We start from the raw sequence: 19276 nt of genomic DNA on the forward strand, positions 1-19276 counted from the left end.
TTTGGCCAAACGCTTCATGCCCTATTTGGTTTGTTTGAAACGGTTATTGGTACTGCGTTGCGGTGTCAGCAGTTGCCATCGTACCGCCTTCAGGATACGGCAGATGGTCACTCTGCCGGCACGGTATGGTTCGGCTTGGCTACGCCTGTGGAACACATCGAATGTTCGGCTTTGTTTGAAGGCGGCAGAGAAAACGTGCGCCGCCAAGCGGTTGGCTTTGCCCTAAACCTGTTGGCCGGACATTTAACCCCCGACATCCCTGACTGACGGATTTGTATAATGACAAAGGCCGTCTGAAACGTTCAGACGGTCAGAGACCTTTGCAAACCCCTTTCTGACTGACAAAATATTACTAGTTAATAAATAACCTAACCCTTTCCAAAACCTCTAAAATCCTTTCAATTCCTTTGAAACCGAATTTAGAGGATTTTCTCCATAGTCAGCTTCTTTAAACAAACCGCCGAAACCATGCTTGCCAAGCATATTGACCGTTTTACGCTGCTTAAAATCCACGTTATTACCGACCGGCAACCCGTTGCCTGTTATCCCGAACAGCAAAAAAGTCGTCCCGCCTATTCATCACTGCCCGTGTTCGGAGCCGTTCAGTCCTGTGAACAGACACGGATGCAACCACTTCGAACCGCGGCTTAGCGATATTGCCCAAGGAACAGACGTTTATGCCGATAAAGGTTATGACGGCCAAGCCGACCGGGTGCCTCTCCAAAGCAAAGGGCTTTCAGACGGCATGATGCGTAAAGCGTACAGCGGCCGCCCATCAACCGAAGAAGATCTGGGAAAAAATAAGCCGTTGTCGAAAACGCGTTATGTGGTGGAACAGCGTTTCGGAACGCGACGCCATATCCGATACAGCCGCGCTTCTTATTCGGATTGCTGAAAGTCGCAGTGCAAAGCCGTCTAAAGGCGGTTTGTATCAACCTGCTGAAGGCTGCCGACAGGCTTCGTGTGCTGAAAGGGTAAAATGCACCCTAAAGACAGGGAATACGGGGGCGATAGGTCTTTGGACATGAAAAAAGCCTACTCAAATAGCCTAAGTCGGCTTTTTTGATTTTGATTAGGGTTTTGCAAAGGGTTCAGTCTTTCAATGGATAGTGTCAAATCAGCTTCTGCCATTTCATTTCGTCTTTCACGTAAGCATAGTAAACCGGTGCGACCACAATGCCGCCGATGCCGAAAATGCGTTCGAACACAATCATCGCCACCAGCAATTCCCACGCGCCGGCTTCGATTTCCGAGCCGATGATTTTCGCGTTTAAAAAGTATTCCAGTTTGTGAATCACCACCAAAAACGCCAGCGAGGCAATGGCGACATACAGCGAAATGCCCAAGCTTAGAATGATGATGATGGTGTTGGAAATCAGGTTGCCCGCTACCGGAATCAGTCCGACGATAAAGGCGATAACCAGCACGGTCACCCGAAACGGCAATTCAATACCGAAAAGCGGCAGAATCAGATAAAGATACAGGCCGGTAAGAAAGGTATCGACCAAAGAAATTTTTGCCTGCGCGATGAATACGCGTTCAAAACTCAGCTCGAAATTCACTATGCGCTGCACCATTTCCCGCTTAAACGCAGGCATGTCGAGGCGTTGGCGGCGCATACTCAAGCGGTGGAAGCTCAACATCACGCCGATGGCGATGCCTAATAAAATATGCACGAATGACGTGATGCTGTTTTTACTGATGCGGGTCAGCGCCACACTGTATTCCTCCAACAGCCGAATACCGTATTGCTTGATTTGTGCCAAATCGTCGGGCAACAGGTTCAGCACAAACTCGGGTAAATCATGACTGCTTTTGGTATCGGCCAAAATCGCCGCCAACTTATCCAGCATCACCGATACATTGCCGCCGTGTATCAAATGGTAAACCCCCAGCGACAGTAAAAACAAAATCAGCGACACAATACCAATCGTCAGCGTGGTGGAAAGCAGGTTGATGTTGTGTACACTCAACGAACGGTCGAGCAGCGTATTGCGCGACAGCAAACGGCGGCGCAACAGTAAAATCATGCCGTTGGTTTTGGTGATGAACGCATAAGTCAGAATTACCGCAAACAAAAGCGGCAGCAAACGGAAATACAAAATGCCCCATAAGCCGGCCGCCATTATTAGGTAGGCAGTATTGCGGTAGAGGGTGCGCGGAGGTGTAGGCAGGGTCATGTTGTGTGCGATTCGGAGAGGTCAGGGTTAAGGCGTATTATGCCGTAAAAGCGGGATTGGTGGTGATTGGAAAAAGGCTGTCTGAAAACAGTTTTCAGACGGCCTTTCCCATGAGTCAGCTAATCTGAAATCAAGCCGCATCGACATCAAAGCCGCTGTGGCGCAGCAAGGCGTCAATTTGCGGTTCGCGGCCGCGGAAGGCTTTAAACGATTCGGCAGCAGGGCGCGAACCGCCCACGGACAGAATTTCGCGCCAGAAGCGTTTGCCGGTGGCACGCAAATCGCCACTTTCTTCAAAGGCGGCGTAGGCATCCGCGCTCAACACTTCTGCCCATGCGTAGCTGTAATAGCCTGCCGAATAGCCGCCGGCGAAAATGTGGCTGAAGCTCAAAGCAAAGCGGTTGTATTGCGGCGGACGGATGACGGCGACTTCTTCGCGCACATCATCCAGCACCTGCGCCCAATTGTTCAGACGGCCTGCATCGGTTTCGCTGTAAATCAGCATGTCAAACAGGGCGAATTCCATTTGACGTACCATAAACAGGCCGCGTTGGAAGTTTTTGGCGGCGACCATTTTGTCGAACAATTCGTGTGGCAAGGTAGCACCGTTGTCTTCATGGCTGCTCATTTCCGCCAAGACGTCATATTCCCACACGAAATTTTCCATAAACTGGCTCGGCAGCTCGACTGCGTCCCATTCCACGCCGTTGATGCCGCTCACGCCGAGTTCTCCCACTTGGCTCAGCAAATGGTGCAGGCCGTGGCCGGTTTCGTGAAAGAGGGTGAGGATTTCATCGTGGCTCAAGCGCGGTTCTTTTCCGCCCACCGGCGGGGTAAAGTTGCATACCAAATAAGCGGTCGGGGTTTGGATTTGACCAGTTTTGCCGCCGGCTATAAAGCGGCGGCGGCCTTTGTAGTCGTTCATCCACGCGCCGCCGCGCTTGCCTTCGCGCGCATACAAATCCATGTATACGCCGCCGATAATCGCACCGCCGTTTTCCAATTCAAAATAGCGCACATCAGGATGCCAAACCGACACCTGTTTCTCAATAAAATTTACGCCGTACAAGCGGTTGATTTGGGCAAATAAACCATGCAGCACTTTGCTTACCGGGAAATATTTTTTCACTTCGGTTTCGCTGAAGGCATATTTGGATTGGCGCAGCTTCTCGCCCGCGTAAGTCAAATCCCACGGCTGAGGGTCGGCCAAACCCAATTCTTCGGCGGCAAAGGCACGCACTTCGGCCAAGTCTTTTTCGGCAAACGGTTTGGCACGTTTGGCCAAATCACGCAGAAAATCGGTGACTTGCGCCGGTGTGTCGGCCATTTTGGTGGCCAGCGACAATTCGGCGTAATTGTTGAATCCGAGCAGTTTGGCGGTTTGCAGCGCGATTTCTAAGGTGCGGTTAATGTTGGCGGTGTTGTCGAATTTGCCGTTGTTGCTCAATTCGCTGGCGCGGGTGACATAGGCACGGTATATTTGTTCGCGCAGTTCGCGGTTGTCAGCATATTGCATCACGGCCAGATAATGCGGCATTTGCAGACCGGCTTTATAACCTTCCTTGCCCTCGGCTTGGGCAGCGGCGGCAAACACCGCCAGCGCATCTTCGGGAATTCCGGCCAGCGCGTCGGCATGGTCGAAATACAGCGCAAAAGCATCGGTCGCGTCCAACACGTTTTGCGAGAATTGCGCCGACAATTGTGCCCCCTCTGTCTGCAACGCCGCCAATTCGGCCTGTTGCTCCGGCTGCAGTTCCGCACCGCTCAACACGAAATCACGCAAATCGTGGTTCAATTTGGTCTGCTGCGCAGCACTCAGCTGGGCGAATTCATCGGAAGCCTTAATCGCTTTAAAACGGTTATACAGCCCGATGTCTTGGCCGATTTCGGTAAAGAATACGGTCATTTCCGGCATCAAGGCGTTATACACTTCGCGCAATTCGGGCGTATCGACCACGGAATTCAAATGCGCCACCACGCCCCAAATGCGGCCGACGCGCTCGGTGATGTCGGTCAGGCGTTCGACCGTGTTTGCCCAGTTCACTTCGCTTTGCGCTTTAACAGCGGCGATTTGTTCACGTGCTTCAGCGATAGCAGTTTGCAGTGCCGGCGTGATGTCGGCAGTTTGGATTTGGTCGAAACGCGGTTCTTCGCCAAGGTTTAATAAGATGTTGTCTCTCATGGGGTGTCCTTTTGGATAATAGATTAAACAATAAATCAGGCTATCTCTTTTTCTTGATGGGTTAAGATGACGCAATCTGAAGTTGGATAAGAAACACACAAACAAGCATAACCAGCCCTAATTTGTTGGTCATCTAAAAAAACTTTGATCAGGCTGATTAATTGTACCTGTATAAACCTTACCAACACAGGTTGAACAAGAACCAGCCCTACAGGAATAAGGTAAATCAATTCTAATGCTTTCTGCCTGATCCAAAATATATGTATCACTCGGACAATCAAACGCCGAAGACCTTGGGGAGTCAATAAAGAAACGTAATAAACTCTATTATCATCACCTTCTGGTAGTGTATTACTATCATTTAACTTACCATCACCTATAACACTATATATTCGTTGTAGATATTCCTCCATCGCTTTTTCAGGGATTAATATGCTCCCTCCCCTGGTGTAATAGCATTACCTAAATCAGGATCTGGAAGCCCCATGCCTTTCAATAATGTAGAAGCTGCCGAATTACTATTATCACCAAGACCTATAAAAGGATAGGAAAAATTTTTAGAATTGAATAGGGGAATAAGATATTTACCGATTTGAAACTTATCCATAACTTCTCGGTAGCTTCCGCTGAAAATAATTTCTTGATTTTGTGATGAGTTGTAGAAAAACTTACCAACATCTACTTCATCATAAATGTACAATTTATCAGACGGTAAATAACCGATAGGTTTTATTTCACCTGTTCTTGATGTGGCTAACCCGTTTAATTCATGGATTACATTTCCTTCGGGGGTTAAAACTGCAATGAAATTATGCCCCGCAACACCCCCAACAAGAGGGTGTTGTGATTTAACTATAGCGTAACTTTGTGAATCTGACATCTTTGTGAATCTGACATTGTTCATATTCCTATAATGATTTTCAGAAAATCGGTATTTTTCCGTTGGCTTTTAGGTTTTTCAGGGTGTAATGTATGATTTTTTCCAATTACTTATCTTGAGTTAGGTAGGTTTTTTCTAGTCATCAAAAATGATGGCATCCCCTTATTAGGATTAATATATATATCATATTGCCTGATTATTTCAGTTGTCTCTCCTGATACAGTTAAATAAGAAATCAGATAACCATGATAACTGCACCCTATATTATCTTGGCAAGACATTCCCATTGACGACACAACACTTCTGATATTTTCAGCACTAAAATCATTTTCTAGTTTATAAACAATTCGGTTTTTTAGAGTTTCTTCATTTAAACCGGGGAATGACTCCACAATAAACACTTTTATTTCACCATTCGGCAGATAATCTGCATTAATTTCCATGTAAGGAATTCCCAATAATTTATAACAAGCTGTCAGCATCGGAAACAAAAATAACAACAAATATCTTATTATCCATGATTTGCACATAGTAATCTTTCCGCGCATGGCACTAGATAATTTCAGACGGCTTTTGTATCGAAGATACCGTCTGAAAACAGAATAAACAACAATATGGGGCAAACCATCCAGATTAAAACCCGCGCGGATTTTCCTGTAAAGGGGCAGCCAGGTTCAGCTGCATTTTCGTACCGGCCGGCGTATACACGGCTTGGGCGATATTGGTTTGCAGCGATTGCGCAAACGAGCCGCGGTAAAGCTTCGCGTCCTGATGGGTGAGGTTGGATTGCACGTCTACATACACTTTGCCGCTGATGGCACGCCATTTGCGGCAGAAAAAGTAGTCTTCTGACAAATAGCGTTTGCTGACCGGATCGACTTCGCAATCGAAAAAAACGGTATCGGATCGGACCGGGGTTGCCGTAATCGCTGTCGGAAATGTGGGCCAGTTCCGGATAGGCGGCCATCATTCATTTATTCAAACACATGGCGTTTGATGACCATAAAGCCGGTGGGTGCTTTATCTACTTCCATAAAGCCGTCGGTATCGACGTTGAGCTGTATCACGCCGTTTTCATCGGTGGTGTGGGTGTTGACGGTGTAATGGGTGTAGGCCGCTTCAAACTGCGCTCGGGTCATGCCTGCGGGCAAACCTTCAGACGGCCACTCTTTTTTTTCAGCGGATAAATGCCGGCAGCAGGCGGAAAAATGCTTCCGGCGAAAAGCCGATATCCGAATCAATCCAGAAAAGGTGGATCCATTCCGGATTGTCCATAAACTGCGCCACGCAATTATTTATTCTGCGCCCGCGTAATCAAGCTCTTGTTCTGTTGCGGCAATACCTTGCAACGGGATCCGCAAATTATTGGCCGGCGAAATGAAAATGGCCGATAGTTTCGCAGGAAGTCTGGTTGTGGAAATATCTGCCGCCATGATTGGATGTAACAGCAGCGGGTACATATTTTCTAGGGCAGATACAGGCACATAATATTTTTATATTTTTCTTCCTTCTCAACAAACAAACGATTCATCAAAACAAGTCATTACCGTCATCCGACATTGGGATTCAACAAACGGTGTTGCACCCGCAAAAATTCGTCCAACACCGTTTGCTGGATTTCCAAACGCTTCGCCACCGGCGCGGCAAAGCGCACCACGATGTTGTACACCTTGTCATCATGCGGCACGCGGGTAACACGCGGCTCGGCGGCCGGCGTGATAAACAGCTTTTCCACCTGCACTGCTTCCAGATATTTGGAAATGTCGTTGATATAAGGCGCGCACAACGGCTCCAACACTGCTTTCAAACGCGGCACCACCGCATCCGAATCCAAATGAATCGGCACCGGAATCTGCACGGTATGAATCACATAAGGCCCCAACACATTATCGCGGCGCACATGGTGATTGAGCAGCAGGCTGTTGGGGAATGAAATCGTGTCCCCCGAAAGTTGGCCGACCAAAGCATTGGGGCCGATTTCCATCATCAGCGTGTTCAATAAATTAATGTCCACCACGCGCCCGCGCAAGCCGTTGATTTCAATATAATCACCTACCGAGTATTGCTTGGTGGCCGAGCGCAGCACACTGCCTGACAAACACATAATCAGCTCTTTAGTGGCCAACACAACCGCCGCTGCCGCCGCAAACATCGACAAAGCCACCGTCTGAATCTGCGCTGCCCAAATCATCGCCAAACCGAGCAATACCAAAATCAACGTCACATTGCGGCTCATCACCAAAGCCCGCCGTTTGGCATCAATCGACAAATCCGGACGGCTGCGGAAATGCGCGCCCAAAAGCAGCGTGCGCACCGCCAAAATGCCGATAACCATCAGCACCGATTCAATAATTTCATAGCTGACCGGAATCTCCCGCAGCCAAAGTTTTACAGTATCCCACATATTGCGTTTTCTGTTTCAGACGGCGTTTCATATTTTAAAATGCATTATAAAGGTAAAATGCATTATAAAGGCCGTCTGAAAAAAATGCTTGTTTCAGACGGTTAGGCTACCAGGCAGACAATGCTATACCATAACTGATATATTATAACAAAAATACTTAAAAATCAAAAAGTTATTGACTATTTCTTGAAAGGGGCATAAGATAATCACATGTTAAACCGCTGCCTGTTAAGGCACATCATCTCATGGAGGAAACCATCATGACCTGCAAAACCCATCGCGACCACACCCACGTTCACGGTGAAGGCTGCGGCCACACCGCCATCAAACACGACGGCCATATCGACTACCTGCACGACGGTCATCTGCACCACGAACACGACGGTCATTACGACGAACACAGCTTCACCGTTAACGAAACCAATCCCGACGGCTGCCATCCGGTCAGCGGATGCGGCGATCATGTTCACAGGGAAGGCTGCGGCCACGAAGCCGTGCCACATGGCGACCACTTCGATTACATTGTCAACGGCCGTCTGCACCACCAACACGGTGACCACTGCGATGACCACGGTCCGGTAGAAATTGTCAGATAAATCCGGTTAAGCGGTTCCAATGACAAGGCCGTCTGAAAAGCAAAATTTTCAGACGGCCTGACTGCATCAAGCGGACAAGCCCAACCAAGCATCACACATAATGGAAGTTGAACACCTGCACCAAATCCTCGCTCAAACTTTTCGCTACCGGACAAGTATGCGCCGCCGCTTCCAAAATTGTACGGCTGCGCCCGTCTAAATTTCCGCTCAAATAAAAATCAACCGTGACCTTTGCCACACGGCGCGGATTAGCTTCCATTTCTTTACCTACTTCCGCATGTACACTGGCCAAGTCTACGCCCAAATCATCGGCTTTCATGCCCATAATCGTCAGCGCACAGGCCGCGAGCGAAGTGGCCAGCAAGTCGGTCGGCGAAAACGCCCCACCTTTGCCGTTGTTGTCTGTCGGCGCATCGGTGGAAATCGTGTTGCCGCTTTGTAAGTGGGTTAAATCGTTGTGGAGGTTGCCGGTGTAGCGGACGGTGGAGATGTGGGACATGGGGAGCTCCTTTTGTGGGATTGGTTTTAAACGGCCTTAGAATAAACCCGAAAGGGTGTGATAGGCAAGCTATAAAAGTATGAGAAAACCGGATTTGATAAAATATTAAAATTGACTGAATATTTGATTTATTAGCAAGCAGACATGCCGTTTTTCTTTGCTGTTGCCTATCCGTAATTCTGCTGGAAAATCTTCTGCTTTCTTATCTTTAAGGGTATTGGTTCCTTTTATAAAACAATGATTACTGAATTCTATTAAACAGGCGTACTGTTTTTTTGTTTGGTTTTCATGTCGTGCGGTTTGGATAAATTTGTATAGAAAAGAAGTAAGATGGTGCGGTGGATTCCTTGCTGTTGTAACAAGTGTATGTTCAAGGGAGATTCTCAAAAACTTACCGTCCGCTGAGGTGAAATAATAGGGCGTCCAGTCAGTTGACACCCGGCAAAGGCAAGTATAACGCATCACTAAGATGGCACGTTTGGTCGTTGGAGGCCGTCTGAAAAAGAATTCAGACTTTTAGTTTAAGTTAGGGTTCCTTCACTAAATGTTTTGATTGCTGTTTTCAAACTTCATCCTATGCTTCATTGTTCATAGAGGAGGGGCTTTGATTTTGGACTGGCGTACTGTACTTTCCCAACAATTACACCCATCAGTATAGTGATAGAGATGTCACCTTTTCGTACTTCATCAAAATGTGTCCTGATGTCATAATTGTTGGCTGCGTTTATTTTTTAATTTTGACGCCAATACCGTTTCGCTTTCGGCATGGTTTTTTATTACTTTGATTTACCCGCCATGTTTTATCCTCATGCCCCATATTGGTCAAAAATGTATCAGGTTTGGTATGACAATACTATGGGATAAACGACTCAGTTTTAGAAAGAGAAGATTTCAAACTCTTTCCAACTTCGCAAACTTCGTATCCAATTCCTTCACGCCTGCTTTGCCAAAGTTAACCGTCAATCTGGCCGATTCGCCCTTATCCACTGCATCGATAATGACGCCTGTGCCAAATTTGGCGTGGCGCACGTTTTGACCGATGCGGAAACCGGCATATTCTTGCGGCAGTTTGTAGTCTTCAACGGCTTTGTTGCTGCGGGTACGTGGGGCATCGCTGTTGAAGCTTTGTTTTTTGGCCGACAGGGAATGCAGCACTTCGTGCGGGATTTCTTCGACGAAGCGGGACACGATGCCGAACTGGGTTTGGCCGTGCAGCATGCGTTGTTGCGCCATGGTGATGTAAAGGCGTTTGCGCGCGCGGGTGATGGCGACATACATCAGGCGGCGTTCTTCTTCGAGACCGCCGCGCTCGGCGAGGCTCAGTTCGCTCGGGAAACGGCCTTCTTCCATGCCGGTGAGAAAGACGGCGTTGAATTCCAAGCCCTTGGCGGCGTGAACAGTCATCAGTTGGACCGCGTCTTCGCCTTCGCCGGCTTGGTTTTCTCCGGATTCCAGCGCGGCATTGCTTAAGAATGCCAACACGGGGAAAGCGGGGTGTCCGGCGGTATTTTCGGGCAGGATCTCAAAGTTGCTTTCTTCGGGTTTGAACGCGACAGCGGCGTTGACCAATTCATCCAAGTTATCCAAACGGTCTTGCTGGTCGCCTTTTTGGGTTTTGTAGAATTCGGCCAGGCCGCTGTCTTGAATCACGCTGACCATGATTTCGGCCAGTGGCAATTGGCCGATTTGGTTGCGCAGGTTTTCAATCAGGTTCACGAAGGCGGCGATTTTGACGGCTTTGGCCCCGGCATTGCAGGCCGCCTGCCACAAGGAAATGCCTTGTTCGCTTGAGGCCGTCTGAAGGTTTTCAATGGTGCGTGCGCCAATGCCACGGGCGGGCACGTTAATCACGCGCAGCAGGGCGTTATCATCATCGGGATTTACCGCCAGGCGCAGGTAAGCCAGCGCGTGTTTGATTTCTTGACGCTCATAAAAGCGCAAGCCGCCGTAGATTTTATACGGCACACCGCTGCGGAACAGTGCTTGTTCGATGACGCGCGATTGGGCGTTGCTGCGGTAGAGCACGGCCATTTCGTCCAGCCGCCAGCCTTCTCGTTGCAACGATTTGGCTTCATCAATAATGAATTGGGCTTCTTCGAAATCGGTGGGCGCGGCCAGAAAGCGCAGTTTTTCGCCATCTGCCGCATCGGTGCGCAGGTTTTTGCCCAAGCGCTCGGCATTGTGCTCAATCACGGCATTTGCGGCGGCGAGAATGTGGCCGTCTGAACGGTAATTCTGTTCCAATTTAATCGGCGCCTCGATGTGAAATTCTTGCATCAGCGCGGTCATATTGCCGACATTCGCGCCACGGAAGCGGTAAATGCTCTGGTCGTCGTCGCCCACGGCAAACACGGCGGCATGGCTGCCCGAAATCAGTTTCAGCCACGCATATTGCAACTTATTGGTGTCTTGAAACTCATCGACCAAAATATGGTTGAAGCGGTTTTGATAATGCGTGCGCAGTATCTCGTTGGCTTGCAGCATTTCATAGCTGCGCAACATCAGTTCGGCAAAATCGACCACGCCTTCGCGCCGGCAGGTTTTGTCATACTCGGCATAGCATTCAATCATGCGGCGGGTGTGCGGGTCGGGCGCGTGCAGCGCATCGGCGCGCAGGCCGCTTTCTTTTTGCGCGTTGATAAAGCCTTGCAGCGAACGCGGCGCGATGATTTCTTCGGCAATATTCAGTGATTTGAGCAGGCGCTTGATTAAAGCCAGTTGGTCGCCGCTGTCGAGAATCTGGAAAGCGGCGGGCAAGCCTGCATCTTTATGGTGCATCCGCAAAAAACGGTGGCAGAGGCCGTGAAACGTGCCCAACCACATCGCGCGCACGTTGGCCGGAATCATCGCCGAAAGCCGCGTTTGCATTTCTTTGGCGGCCTTGTTGGTAAACGTGACTGCCATAATGCTGTGCACGCCCGCCTGCCCGCTTTGCAGCAGCCAGGCGATACGGGTGGTGAGCACGCGTGTTTTGCCGCTGCCCGCACCGGCCAACACCAAAGCCGATTGCGGCGGCCAAGTGACGGCGGCAAGCTGCTCAGGATTCAAGCCGGTTAACAAAGAAGAAGGGGGTTCGCTGGGAAGCATGATAATGATAATGCCGTCTGAAAAATTGGGAATGTGAGATTTTAATATAAAAAGATAGAGAAGGTTGCCTGAAAACGCGTTTGGAGGTTGATTCAACGCTGAAAAGTTTCAGACGGCCCGATATGTAAGAAAAGCAGGCGTTGTTTACCGTATTGGAAAGACAATACTGCATGAACCTCCATAAAAACATCCGCCTTACCCCCGCACAACAGCCAAGCCATTTGGTACGCCGATACACAGGATAAAATCAGCGTTACCCTGCCGGCGCAGCAATACCGTGCCGGCAGAGTGACCATCTGCCGTATCCTGAAGGCGGTACGATGGCAACTGCTGACACCGCAACGCAGTACCAATAACCGTTTCAAACAAACCAAATAGGGCATGAAGCGTTTGGCCAAAGCCGGGCGGGGAATCGAAGACAAAGTTCAAGAAGCAGGCAAAACGCGACAGCAAACCTTATCCGGCTGAAACGGCGCACTCCGACACCAAACGGCTGCCTTTGCTTTTGTTGCCATTGATGGTTTTTCATAGGGACTGTACGCAGCCAAAGCCCAAAAGAAAGAATCAGGAACCAACGTAAAAGGCAAATCCGACCTGACACGCTACAGTAATAGACGGCTGTGAGCTGCTGCTTATGCCTGCCATGGTTACCCGGAACGACTTCCTTGACTTTGTCAAACGTCTGAAAGCTAAAAACAAACCCAAAATGCTGATACCCTGTGCACTGATATGGAAACTGATAGTCATTACATTCGATATGTATCGCAAAAGCGAAACTTACAATCCTAGACGGTACAACCTGTTTAGCATTTTTACAAAAAAACAAAGCTGTTTTTGCCTGAATGTCAGACAAAAACAACTTAAACCGCTTGCGCTTTGCGAAATACGGCATTTAAATATCTTTTAAATCAGTAGCTTGAAAATTCCTGAAAATTATCGCTTTACGTGCGTAGCAGTATCTTTTGTATTCGCAAGGAATCATTTCTGCCTTTCATTAATCAGACGCGCCTGACACTCGGCAGCAGGCTGACGACTACCATGCGCAACTTTCCAACAAAATAAACAGTAAAACGCAGAATAGGTGGGAAGACGTGTTGGCATATGTCACACAACGGTGTGTAGAATTGATGGCTGTCCTACCTAAAAAATGCAGGTCAAATAGCCGGGGCAGGTGGAAGATGATTGAGGCCAAACCGTCTGTCCTATTTTCGAATTCAACCCGGTTGCGGTGTTTGAGTTGGAAGAGCGGATATTCAACGCAGCACGCACGCTTGTGAAATTTCCCGGCACCGTCCGCTCGGGACGGGTGTCTTTTTGCTTGAGGGAACGGGTGTGGCATCCGAAATTATATGATTGTATATAAAATCACTGAAACAGCGGTTTTGATTGCGGTACCTCCGCACACCAGACAAGGTTATCCATAAGTAAAAATCTAGAGGTTCTAGGACATCTTGACAATCTTTGAAGCATGGTTTGAAAAACATCTTTTACCATCACCGAGCGGACAGTCCGTCATCATCATGGACAACGCCCGCTTTTCCCGCATGGGCAGCTTGCAAGAACCGGCCCAATCGTTCGGACACATCATTCTTCCCTTGCCGCCTTATTCTCCTGATTTAAATCCGATTGGAAAGACATGGGGAAATATCAAAAAACACTTGCGTAAAGCCTTACCGGTTTATGAGACATTTGGGTGGGGCTTTGCTGTCTTAGTTCCGAGTTTAATTAGCTATAAATTAAACAGCGATAGATATGTGATTAAAGCCTGTTTTTGTAAAAGATTCAAATTGATTGGTTTGAAACCCGGTATTTTCGGATATTCTTAATAATATACCGCAAAAAAAGTGCTTTCCGGCTATGCCAAAGGCCGTCTGAAATCTTTCAGCCAGCCTTTAGGGGGGGAGGTGTCCTCATTTCATCATATGGTATCTTTTCAGCATAAAAACACGACTACTGCGTTGGAAATGCGCGCAAGGTGTCCAATCTTGCCGCGCCGGCCGGTGTTACCAGCGCGGCGTGTCTTTGGGTATCACCTGGTATCCGCGCTTTTCTGCCCAAAAATCGGCGACGCAGACATGCCTTAATATCCTGATTCTTAAGTCGGGGATTTCGCGGTTTGTCCGCCATGCCATGGGGCAACTTTAAACAGCAGCAGCATGCCCGGCACGGCCAAGAAGAAACACAGCCAGAAGAAATTCACATAGCCCAGCCATTCGATGAGATAGCCCGTGGCTGCGTTGATAAATGTGCGCGGCACGGCAGCCAAGCTGGTAAACAGTGCCAATTGGGTGGCGGTAAAGGCAGGGTTGGTTTCGCGTGCCATATAGGCCACAAATGCCGCCGTACCCAAACCCACGCCGACGGCTTCAGCACCAATCACGCCTGCCAACATAATGCGTTCGGTGGCGGTAATCATTTCAAACTTGCCGAATCCGGCCAACCATACAAAGCCCAAAATCGTCGCAATCTGAACCAGGCCGAACAGCCATAAAGCTTTGTTGATGCCCAGCTTCAACATCCAAATGCCGCCGATGATGCCGAAAACCACCGACGGCCACAACCCGGCGTTTTTGGCAATGATGCCGATATCGGTTTTGCTGTAGCCCATATCGAGATAAAACGGCGTGGCTAATGCAGTTGCCATGCTGTCACCGAGCTTGTAAAGGAAAATGAACGCCAACACCAGCAACGCCTGCTGCACACCTTTGCGCATGAAAAATTCACGGAAAGGTTCGACCACGGTTTGGGCAAACGTACGCGGCGCGCTCGGCGGCAGTTGTGGTTCGCGCGCGAGGAACAGCGTCATCAACAAGCCGGGAATCATAAACAGTGCGGTGATGATGAACACATTGTGCCACGACATCATGTCAGCCAAAATCAGGCTGAGCGAACCGGGAACCAAAGCGGCGATGCGGTAGGCGTTGACGTGAATCGCGTTGCCCAAGCCCAACTCGCTGTCGGGCAGAATTTCGCGGCGGAATGCGTCCAACACGATATCTTGGCTGGCGGAAAAAAACGCCACCACCACCGACAAACTTATGATAATCACCATGTGTTGATGCGGATTCAAAAAAGCATAAGCCATCAAGCCCGCCAGCAAACCGATTTGCGTCACCAGCATCCAGCCGCGCCGGCGGCCGAGAAAAGGCAGGCGGACGGCATCCATGACCGGCGACCAAATGAATTTCCATGTAAACGGCAAACCGATTAATGCAAACAGGCCGATGGTTTTCAAGTCGATGTGTTCGCTGCGCAGCCATGCAGGAATCAGGTTAATCAGGAAATACAGCGGCAGGCCGGAAGTGAAACCGGTGAAAATACAGATCAGCATGCGGCGCGAAAAAATCTGTTTAAACATGCCGTTTTGAGATGAAGTCATGACGTGGTTCGAAAAAGATGGTTAAGGCAGTATTGTAACAAAATCAGCCATATTACAGACCGCCTGAATGAAAAGATTTGTTTCAGATGGCATGAATTATAAAGCGCGGAGGAAAGCGGCAAAAGGCCGTCTGAAACTTAAACAGCGCTTCAGACGGCCTGAAAATTTGATGCAATCAGTTGCGTAAACCCAATACGTCCTGCATGTCGAACAAACCTTTTTTGCTACCGGCCCACACGGCAGCGCGAACGGCACCGGCGGCGAAGGTCATGCGGCTGCCGGCTTTGTGGGTGATTTCCACGCGCTCTCCTTCCGTGGCAAACAGCGCCGTATGGTCGCCGACAATGTCGCCGGCACGCACGGTGGCAAAGCCGATGGTTGATGGGTCGCGGGGGCCGGTGTGGCCCTCACGGCCATATACGGCGCATTCTTTCAAATCGCGGCCGAGTGCCTCGGCAATCACTTCGCCCATGCGTAAGGCCGTGCCGCTCGGGGCATCGACTTTGTGGCGGTGGTGGCCTTCGATGATTTCGATGTCGTAACCTTCGTTCAACACGCGGGCCACGGTGTCGAGAATGTGGAATGTCAGATTCACACCTACGCTGAAGTTGGCGGCAAACACCACGCCGATTTTTTCGCCGGCGGCTTTAATTGCTGCTTTGCCGGCATCGTCAAAACCGGTGGTGCCGATGATGATATTGGTGCCTTGTTCCACGCATTTTTTCAGGTGTTTCAAGGTTGGCTCGGGTCGGGTAAAGTCGATTAATACATCGCTTTGTGCCAACGCGGTATCCACATCGTCAGTGATGGTCACGCCGGTTTTCAAACCTAAGGCGAAACCGGCATCCAAACCTAAGGCTTCCGAGACGGAATGCTCAATGGCACCGCTTAATACGGTGTCAGGATGACGGTTGACGGCTTCAATCAACACGCGTCCCATGCGTCCGTTGACGCCGGCGATGGCAACTTTTAATGCAGTCATTTGTTTCCCTTAAAATTATTGTGCGGCTTTGGCATCAGCTCCAGCAGCGGCTTTTTGTTCGGCCTGCAATGCTTCGATGGATTTTTGGACGGCGTTGCCTTCCGCTTTCACCAAGGCATTGTTTTCAAAATACAAGGTCAGGTTGGATTGGTCTTTAATCACACCGTTTCGGCTGGTGTTGAAGGTATAGTCCCAGCGGTTGGCATGGAAGGCATCTTGCAATAAAGGCGTACCGAGTAAAAGCTGCACTTGGTCGCGGCTCATACCCGGTTGCAAAGATACAACGGCACGCGGATCCAATTCGTTGCCTTGCACGACTTGTAATTTGTAAGAAGGAAAAAGGGATACGCGCTCGGCAGAACAAGCTGCCAAACCAAGTAGGGCGGCCATGGCCAGACATAAGGTTTTATTCACGGTTTACCTTTCTATCGAAAATCGGAAAAAGAAAACGCTATCATCGCTTGAATAAGTTTAAAAAGCAAACGATAATCGCCTTCATATGTCGGAATTTAGGAAAAGCGCCATCATACGGTATTGGGATAATAAAGATAGTTTATTGAAAACCTTTATAATCTCATGATGGGCAAATGGCTTAAAAGTGCGTATTATAACGGTTATTAGACCACTGGGGTATTGAATATTATGGAAAATTTCAGCAATATCGCGCAATTGAAAGACAGCGGTTTGAAAGTAACCGCTCCGCGCCTGAAAATTTTAGATTTATTTGAAACGCATGCCGAAGAGCATTTGAGTGCCGAAGACGTTTACCGCATTTTGTTGGACGAAGGTATTGAAATCGGTGTGGCCACGATTTACCGCGTTTTGACCCAATTCGAGCAGGCGGGCATTTTGCAGCGCCACCATTTCGAAACCGGCAAAGCGGTGTACGAACTTGACAAAGGCGACCACCACGACCACATCGTCTGCGTAAAATGCGGCCTGGTAAGCGAATTCCACAATCCGGAAATCGAAGCGCTGCAAGACAAAATCGCCAAAGAAAACGGTTACCGCATCGTTGACCACGCGCTGTATATGTACGGAATTTGCGCAACCTGCCAAGCGAAAAACAAACGTTAATTGCAATATCGGCTTTCAGACGGCCTCAACATGATTTGAGGCCGTCTGAAATTTTATGGGTATAAGAAAAGTGAACATTCCTTTTTTGCCGCCGCAAGACTACCGTTTCCCCACCCCCGATTACGCACTCGAACAGGGCGGCGGCTTGGTCGGAGTGAGCCGTGATTTGGACGAAGGACGTTTATTGTCAGCCTACCGCAGCGGCATTTTTCCGTGGTTTTCCGAAAACGGGCTGTTTTACTGGTTCGCCACCGCCCCGCGTACGGTGTTGTTCCCTGAAAGAATCTACATCGGTAAATCGCTGGCCAAAACCTTACGCAACAAACCGTATGTGGTAAGCGTCAACCAAGATTTTGCCGCTGTAATCGGCTGCTGCGCCGCCGTGTTGCGCCCGGCTCAAAGTGGCACATGGATTACGCCCGAATTCCAGATGGCTTATGCGCGCTTGCACGAACTGGGCCACGCACATTCGTTTGAATGTTGGTATCCTGATAATGCAGGCAGTTTGAAACTGGCCGGCGGCTTTTATGGTGTGCAAATCGGCCGCGTGTTTTACGGCGAGTCCATGTTTGCCCTGGCGCCCGATGCATCTAAAACCGCCTTTGCCAGCGCCGTGCCGTATCTGGCCGAACGTGGCATCGCGCTCATCGACTGCCAGCAAGATACGGCACATTTGGCACGGTTTGGTTCTGAGCAAATCGATTTTCATGATTTTCAGACAGCCTTACAAGCATTAAACGACATGCCGTTGACGCAGCCCATCGGTTGCGAAGTAGTAAGGACGACGCTTTGAATGATTAACAGGCCGTCTGAACGGGGCACACTTTTCAGACGGCCTGATTATGCTAATAGCTGACGAAACCGCGTTTACATGGCAAAATAACAGGCTGGAACATTGCAACAGGCCGCCTGAAAATCATTTTATGCGTTCAGACGGCCTCCCTCCCCCACTTAACAAGGAATCAACATGCCATTGCAAAACATCATCGAAACCGCGTTTGAAAACCGCGCCGACATCACCCCGACCAGTGTGGCCCCTGAAGTCAAAGAGGCCGTATCAGAAACCCTGCGCCAACTGGATTCAGGTGAATTGCGTGTGGCCGAGCGTGAGTGCATCGGCAAATGGAAAGTCAACGAATGGGCGAAAAAAGCCGTGTTGCTGTCTTTCCGCATTCACGACAATGAAGTGTTGAACGACGGTGTGAACAAGTATTTTGACAAAGTGCCGACAAAATTTGCCGATTGGTCTGAAGAAGAATTCCAAGCCGCCGGTTTTCGTGCCGTGCCGGGTGCGGTGGCGCGTCGCGGCAGTTTTGTGGCGAAAAACGTGGTGTTGATGCCGTCTTATGTGAATATCGGTGCATATGTCGATGAAGGTGTGATGGTGGATACTTGGGCGACTGTCGGTTCTTGTGCGCAAATCGGTAAAAACGTGCACTTGTCAGGCGGGGTAGGCATCGGCGGCGTATTGGAGCCGTTGCAAGCCAACCCGACCATCATTGAAGACAACTGCTTTATCGGCGCACGTTCCGAAATTGTGGAAGGTGTGATTGTAGAAGAAGGCAGCGTGATTTCCATGGGCGTGTTCATCGGTCAATCGACCAAAATCCTTGACCGCGAAACCGGCGAAATCCACCAAGGCCGCGTGCCTGCCGGTTCGGTAGTGGTATCGGGCAGCATGCCTTCTGCCGACGGCAGCCACAGCCTGTATTGTGCGGTAATCGTGAAAAAAGTCGATGCGCAAACCCGCGCCAAAACCAGCGTGAACGAATTGTTGCGTGGTGTGTAATCCAATGTGATTTAAGGATTGGAGCGGCTCGAATCTGTTTGAATCAAACAAAAGGCCGAGCCGGTTGGCAGCCTTCAGCAGGTTGATACAAACTGCCTTTAAACGGCTTTGCGCCGTTACTGTTAGCAGCTTGAAATAAGAAGCACGGTTGGATGGAATGTACGGCGCAGCGTCCCGAAACGCTGTTCCATGACATAACGCGTTTTCGGCAACGCTTATTT

At 49.4% G+C, this 19276-nt stretch carries 20 protein-coding genes and 3 pseudogenes; 8 read left to right on the forward strand and 15 right to left on the reverse strand.

Translation table 11 applies throughout. From position 1 onward, the window contains the following. Positions 1-267 (forward strand): CinA family protein (locus tag C7N83_RS07790; RefSeq protein ID WP_146135113.1); only part of this gene is annotated, 267 nt, incomplete at its 5' end. A gap of 120 nt (positions 268-387) precedes the next feature. Here the strand turns inward: C7N83_RS07790 and C7N83_RS16610 are convergent. Continuing rightward, complete coding sequence (locus tag C7N83_RS16610; protein WP_281256755.1) at positions 388-513, reverse strand: hypothetical protein; 126 nt, start codon at positions 511-513, stop codon at positions 388-390. 97 nt (positions 514-610) lie between these two features. Here C7N83_RS16610 and C7N83_RS16980 point away from each other — a divergent pair, with 97 nt between their 5' ends. Then, positions 611-895: a transposase gene (locus C7N83_RS16980; protein ID WP_425437500.1), complete on the forward strand. Its 285-nt coding sequence runs from the start codon at positions 611-613 to the stop codon at positions 893-895. A 217-nt stretch (positions 896-1112) separates the two neighbouring features. Here the strand turns inward: C7N83_RS16980 and C7N83_RS07800 are convergent, their stop codons facing one another. The 8 genes from C7N83_RS07800 to C7N83_RS07830 form a co-directional block, all read right to left on the reverse strand. Next, positions 1113-2126 (reverse strand): AI-2E family transporter, encoded by a 1014-nt coding sequence (locus tag C7N83_RS07800; RefSeq protein ID WP_425437501.1) that lies wholly within the window; start codon positions 2124-2126, stop codon positions 1113-1115. Between the two features lie 184 nt (positions 2127-2310). Beyond that, positions 2311-4362 (reverse strand): M3 family metallopeptidase, encoded by a 2052-nt coding sequence (locus C7N83_RS07805; RefSeq protein ID WP_106741818.1) that lies wholly within the window; start codon positions 4360-4362, stop codon positions 2311-2313. 35 nt (positions 4363-4397) lie between these two features. Beyond that, on the reverse strand, positions 4398-4775 hold the full coding sequence (locus C7N83_RS07810) for a 2Fe-2S iron-sulfur cluster-binding family protein (RefSeq protein ID WP_281256753.1): 378 nt from the start codon (positions 4773-4775) through the stop codon (positions 4398-4400). Positions 4776-4789: 14 nt separating this feature from the next. Continuing rightward, complete coding sequence (locus C7N83_RS07815) at positions 4790-5242, reverse strand: hypothetical protein (RefSeq protein WP_146135114.1); 453 nt, start codon at positions 5240-5242, stop codon at positions 4790-4792. A gap of 110 nt (positions 5243-5352) precedes the next feature. Further along, positions 5353-5685, reverse strand: a complete 333-nt coding sequence (locus tag C7N83_RS07820; protein ID WP_146135115.1) for a hypothetical protein — start codon at positions 5683-5685, stop codon at positions 5353-5355. A 190-nt stretch (positions 5686-5875) separates the two neighbouring features. After that, positions 5876-6097: a hypothetical protein gene (locus C7N83_RS15970; RefSeq protein ID WP_245911167.1), complete on the reverse strand. Its 222-nt coding sequence runs from the start codon at positions 6095-6097 to the stop codon at positions 5876-5878. A 119-nt stretch (positions 6098-6216) separates the two neighbouring features. After that, positions 6217-6381: a hypothetical protein gene (locus C7N83_RS15975; RefSeq protein WP_245911168.1), complete on the reverse strand. Its 165-nt coding sequence runs from the start codon at positions 6379-6381 to the stop codon at positions 6217-6219. Positions 6382-6791: 410 nt separating this feature from the next. Next, complete coding sequence (locus C7N83_RS07830) at positions 6792-7646, reverse strand: mechanosensitive ion channel family protein (RefSeq protein WP_106741822.1); 855 nt, start codon at positions 7644-7646, stop codon at positions 6792-6794. A 260-nt stretch (positions 7647-7906) separates the two neighbouring features. On the opposite strand from C7N83_RS07830, the gene C7N83_RS07835 reads away from it, so the two are divergent. Beyond that, positions 7907-8242 carry a hypothetical protein gene (locus C7N83_RS07835; RefSeq protein ID WP_106741837.1) on the forward strand — a complete coding sequence of 112 codons (336 nt, stop codon included), beginning with the start codon at positions 7907-7909 and terminating at the stop codon, positions 8240-8242. Between the two features lie 91 nt (positions 8243-8333). Here C7N83_RS07835 and C7N83_RS07840 read toward each other — a convergent pair whose 3' ends face one another. Both C7N83_RS07840 and C7N83_RS07845 read right to left on the reverse strand, forming a co-directional pair. Further along, positions 8334-8741, reverse strand: coding sequence for an OsmC family protein (locus C7N83_RS07840; protein WP_106741824.1), 408 nt, complete (start codon positions 8739-8741; stop codon positions 8334-8336). An 891-nt stretch (positions 8742-9632) separates the two neighbouring features. Beyond that, positions 9633-11828 carry a UvrD-helicase domain-containing protein gene (locus C7N83_RS07845; RefSeq protein ID WP_106741826.1) on the reverse strand — a complete coding sequence of 732 codons (2196 nt, stop codon included), beginning with the start codon at positions 11826-11828 and terminating at the stop codon, positions 9633-9635. A 170-nt stretch (positions 11829-11998) separates the two neighbouring features. Here C7N83_RS07845 and C7N83_RS16985 point away from each other — a divergent pair. Beyond that, a pseudogene (locus tag C7N83_RS16985) lies at positions 11999-12333 on the forward strand (IS481 family transposase); the annotation flags it as partial. Between the two features lie 949 nt (positions 12334-13282). Then, positions 13283-13501, forward strand: a pseudogene (locus C7N83_RS15980) (transposase); the annotation flags it as partial. Between the two features lie 422 nt (positions 13502-13923). On the opposite strand, the gene C7N83_RS07865 reads toward C7N83_RS15980, so the two are convergent. From C7N83_RS07865 to C7N83_RS07875, 3 genes are all read right to left on the reverse strand, one after another. After that, positions 13924-15207, reverse strand: a complete 1284-nt coding sequence (locus tag C7N83_RS07865; protein ID WP_211296613.1) for an AmpG family muropeptide MFS transporter — start codon at positions 15205-15207, stop codon at positions 13924-13926. 175 nt (positions 15208-15382) lie between these two features. Beyond that, positions 15383-16189, reverse strand: a complete 807-nt coding sequence (dapB, locus tag C7N83_RS07870) for a 4-hydroxy-tetrahydrodipicolinate reductase (protein WP_106741830.1) — start codon at positions 16187-16189, stop codon at positions 15383-15385. A gap of 15 nt (positions 16190-16204) precedes the next feature. Beyond that, positions 16205-16603, reverse strand: coding sequence for an outer membrane protein assembly factor BamE (locus C7N83_RS07875; RefSeq protein WP_106741832.1), 399 nt, complete (start codon positions 16601-16603; stop codon positions 16205-16207). 219 nt (positions 16604-16822) lie between these two features. Between C7N83_RS07875 and fur the strand changes: the two genes are divergently transcribed. The 3 genes from fur (at position 16823) to dapD (ending at position 19055) form a co-directional block, all read left to right on the forward strand. Continuing rightward, on the forward strand, positions 16823-17266 hold the full coding sequence (gene fur / locus C7N83_RS07880) for a ferric iron uptake transcriptional regulator (protein ID WP_281256754.1): 444 nt from the start codon (positions 16823-16825) through the stop codon (positions 17264-17266). Between the two features lie 70 nt (positions 17267-17336). Continuing rightward, positions 17337-18059, forward strand: a complete 723-nt coding sequence (gene aat / locus C7N83_RS07885) for a leucyl/phenylalanyl-tRNA--protein transferase (RefSeq protein ID WP_106741840.1) — start codon at positions 17337-17339, stop codon at positions 18057-18059. Positions 18060-18233: 174 nt separating this feature from the next. After that, positions 18234-19055 (forward strand): 2,3,4,5-tetrahydropyridine-2,6-dicarboxylate N-succinyltransferase, encoded by an 822-nt coding sequence (dapD, locus tag C7N83_RS07890; protein WP_106741835.1) that lies wholly within the window; start codon positions 18234-18236, stop codon positions 19053-19055. A gap of 57 nt (positions 19056-19112) precedes the next feature. Here dapD and C7N83_RS07895 read toward each other — a convergent pair. Continuing rightward, a pseudogene (locus C7N83_RS07895) lies at positions 19113-19267 on the reverse strand (IS5/IS1182 family transposase); the annotation flags it as partial. Positions 19268-19276 lie beyond the last annotated feature (9 nt).

It is taken from the genome of Neisseria iguanae, from assembly GCF_003013245.1.
In the GTDB taxonomy this organism is placed as follows: Bacteria; Pseudomonadota; Gammaproteobacteria; order Burkholderiales; family Neisseriaceae; genus Neisseria; species Neisseria iguanae.